The sequence below is a fragment of the Bradyrhizobium sp. genome (assembly GCF_030693485.1).
Taxonomy (GTDB): Bacteria; Pseudomonadota; Alphaproteobacteria; order Rhizobiales; family Xanthobacteraceae; genus Bradyrhizobium.
The window spans coordinates 1-3,339 of the sequence record NZ_JAUYAN010000270.1; the positions used below are offsets into that span (position 1 = coordinate 1).

Genomic DNA, 3,339 nt, shown 5'->3' on the forward strand with positions numbered 1-3,339 from the left:
TGAGGCCTACGCCACGTTCCGCCATCCCGCCGTGGTTCCGCTCGACCAGACCGGTCCCAATCAATTCATGCTGGAGCTGTTTCACGGCCCGACGCTGGCGTTCAAGGACGTCGCGATGCAGTTGATCTCGCGGCTGATGGACCACGTGCTGGCCAAGCGCGCACAGCGCACCACCATCGTGGTGGCGACGTCAGGCGATACCGGCGGTGCCGCGGTCGACGCCTTCGCCGGTCTCGACCATGTCGATCTGATCGTGCTGTTTCCGAATGGCCGGATCTCCGACGTGCAGCGGCGGATGATGACGACATCGGGCGCGGCGAACGTTCACGCGCTCGCCATCGAGGGCCATTTCGACGATTGCCAGGCGATCGTGAAGGGGCTGTTCAACCATCACGGCTTTCGCGACGAGGTCGCATTGTCAGGCGTCAACTCCATCAACTGGGCGCGGATCGTGGCGCAGGTGGTGTATTATTTCACCTCAGCGGTGGCGCTCGGATCGCCCGCGCGCACCGTTGATTTCACCGTGCCGACCGGGAATTTCGGCGACATTTTTGCGGGCTACGTCGCCAAGAAAATGGGCCTGCCGGTGCGCTGGCTGCGGATCGCGGCCAATATCAACGACATCCTGCCGCGCACGCTGAAGACCGGCATCTACGAAGTGCGCGAGGTTCATGCCTCGGCCTCGCCGTCGATGGATATCCAGGTCTCCTCGAATTTCGAGCGGCTGCTGTTCGAGGCCAGCGGCCGCGATGCCGCCAGCGTGCGGCGGCTGATGGCGTCGCTGAAACAGTCCGGACGGTTCGTGCTGCCCGACGCGACGCTGGCGGCGATCCGCGCCGAATTCGACGCCGGCCGCGCCGACGAGACCGAAACCGCCGCCGCCATTCGCGCCGCCTGGCGCGAGGCCGGCGATCTGGTCGATCCGCACACCGCCGTGGCGCTGGCGGTGGCGGACCGCGACACCCCGGATTCGACAATTCCCAACATCGTGCTGTCGACCGCGCATGCCGCGAAATTCCCCGACGCGGTGGAAGCGGCGTGCGGCGTGCGGCCGGAACTGCCGGCCTGGCTTGTGGGTTTGATGACGAAGCCCGAACACATCACGGTCATGAAGAACGACCAGGTTGAAGTAGAACGGTTCGTGCGCTCGGTCAGCCGTGCCGCGAAGCAAGGAGTTGCCGGATGAGCGTCGATGTCACCAAGCTTCCCTCCGGCCTCACCGTCATCACCGATTCCATGCCGCATCTGGAGACGGCGGCGCTCGGGGTATGGGCCGGCGTCGGCGGCCGCGACGAAAAGCCCAACGAGCACGGCATCTCGCATCTGCTCGAACATATGGCCTTCAAGGGCACCACGCGGCGCTCGTCGCGGGAGATCGTCGAGGAGATCGAGGCGGTCGGCGGCGACCTCAACGCCGGCACCTCGACCGAGACCACGGCCTATTATGCTCGGGTGATGAAGGCCGACGTGCCGCTGGCGCTCGACGTGCTCAGCGACATCCTGGCCAATCCATCCTTCGTGCCGGACGAACTGGAGCGCGAAAAAGGCGTAATCGTGCAGGAGATCGGCGCGGCCCAGGATACCCCGGACGACGTGGTGTTCGAACACCTCAACGAACTCTGTTTCCCGGATCAGCCGATGGGACGCTCGCTGCTGGGGACGGCCAAGACTCTCAAGGGGTTCAGTCGCGATACGCTGCAAGGCTATCTGTCGACCCATTATCGCGGTCCCGACATGGTGGTGGCCGCTGCCGGCGCGGTCGATCACAAGCGGATCGTGGAAGAGGTGTCGCACCGCTTCGCCAGCTTCGACGGTCCGGCGGCGCCGAAGCCGCAACCGGCGATGTTCGGCAAGGGCGGCTCGCGCGTGGTGCATCGCGACCTCGAGCAGGCGCATCTGACACTGGCGCTGGAGGGGGTGCCGCAATCCGACCTGTCGCTGTTCTCGCTGCAGGTGTTCACCAACACGCTCGGCGGCGGCATGTCGTCCCGGCTGTTCCAGGAAGTGCGCGAGAAGCGCGGGCTGTGCTACTCGATCTACACCTTCCACGCGCCCTACAGCGACACCGGATTTTTCGGGCTCTACACCGGGACCGATCCCGCCGACGCGCCTGAAATGATGGAAGTGATCGTCGACGTCATCAACGACGCGGTCGAGACGCTGACCGAAGCCGAGGTGGCGCGCGCGAGAGCGCAGATGAAGGCGGGACTGCTGATGGCGCTGGAAAGCTGCTCGGCGCGTGCCGAACAGCTGGCGCGCCATGTGCTGGCCTATGGACGGCCGCTGACGGTGGAAGAGCTGGTAACCCGGATCGACGCGGTCAGCGTGGAATCGACCCGCAACGCCGCCCGCGCTCTGTTGTCGCGCAGCCGCCCGGCGGTGGTGGCGCTCGGCAGCGGCCGGGGTCTGGACACGGCGGTGAGTTTCGCGGAAGGTTTGACCCGGTCGAAGGCGAAGACACTGCTGCACTAGGTTTGGGCAGGGGAGAGTTTCGGGCATGGCCCTGTTTCGGTTGCCATCCAGCGGACCGGCGGCGCTCGCCCCGCGTGGCCACGGCCTGTTGCTGCGCGCGCCGCAAATGTCCGATTTCCCGGCCTGGGCACAGCTGCGCGAATCGAGCCGGGCCTACCTGACGCCATGGGAGCCGATCTGGCCGTCTGACGACCTGACCCGCTCGGGCTTCCGGCGCAGGTTGCGCCGCTATGCCGAAGACATCGCGGCCGACCGCTCCTATCCCTTCATCGTGTTCCGGGATTCCGACGGCGCCATGATCGGCGGCGTGACGCTGGCGAATGTCCGTCGCGGCATCGTGCAGGCCGGCACCATCGGATACTGGGTCGGGCAGCCCTTTGCGCATCGCGGCTACATGACGGCGGCGCTGCGGGTGCTGCTGCCGTCGCTGTTCGGCGAGCTCAATCTTCACCGCATCGAGGCTGCCTGCATCCCCTCCAACACGCCTTCGATCCGCGTGCTGGAGAAATGCGGCTTCGCCCGCGAGGGCCTGGCGCGGCGCTATCTCTGTATCAACGGCGTCTGGCAGGATCACCTGCTGTTCGGACTGCTGCACGAGGATTTTCGCGGCTGACCTTATTTGTCTGCGTTTCCGGCGCCTTTGGTTCGCCGCCATTGCCCTGCTATAAGGCGGCTGGGGACGATATTCAGAACACGCAAGTTACCAGGGACGTCGCATGGATAAACCTGTGATCAGGATCGCGCTTTTCGCCGCGATTTCATTGGCGATGGGCTGCGGCATGCTGGTCGCGCCGGCGTCGGCGCAGTCCATCACCGATCGCTTCAAGGGCCTGTTCGGCGGCAAGTCCGAAGAGGCTCCCCCGCCGG

General features: G+C 65.7%; 3 protein-coding genes. All 3 read left to right on the forward strand.

Features of this window, described 5'->3' with window-relative positions:
* Nucleotides 1-1,186 (forward strand): threonine synthase (thrC, locus tag Q8N40_RS19790; RefSeq protein WP_305712988.1); only part of this gene is annotated, 1,186 nt, incomplete at its 5' end.
* Nucleotides 1,183-2,472: a pitrilysin family protein gene (locus Q8N40_RS19795; RefSeq protein ID WP_305320869.1), complete on the forward strand. Its 1,290-nt coding sequence runs from the start codon at nt 1,183-1,185 to the stop codon at nt 2,470-2,472. The genes thrC and Q8N40_RS19795, both read left to right, overlap by 4 nt.
* Nucleotides 2,473-2,497: 25 nt before the next feature.
* The gene (locus Q8N40_RS19800) at nt 2,498-3,085 is read left to right on the forward strand and encodes a GNAT family N-acetyltransferase (protein ID WP_305320868.1); all 588 of its coding nucleotides are present in this window, start codon (nt 2,498-2,500) and stop codon (nt 3,083-3,085) included.
* Nucleotides 3,086-3,339 lie beyond the last annotated feature (254 nt).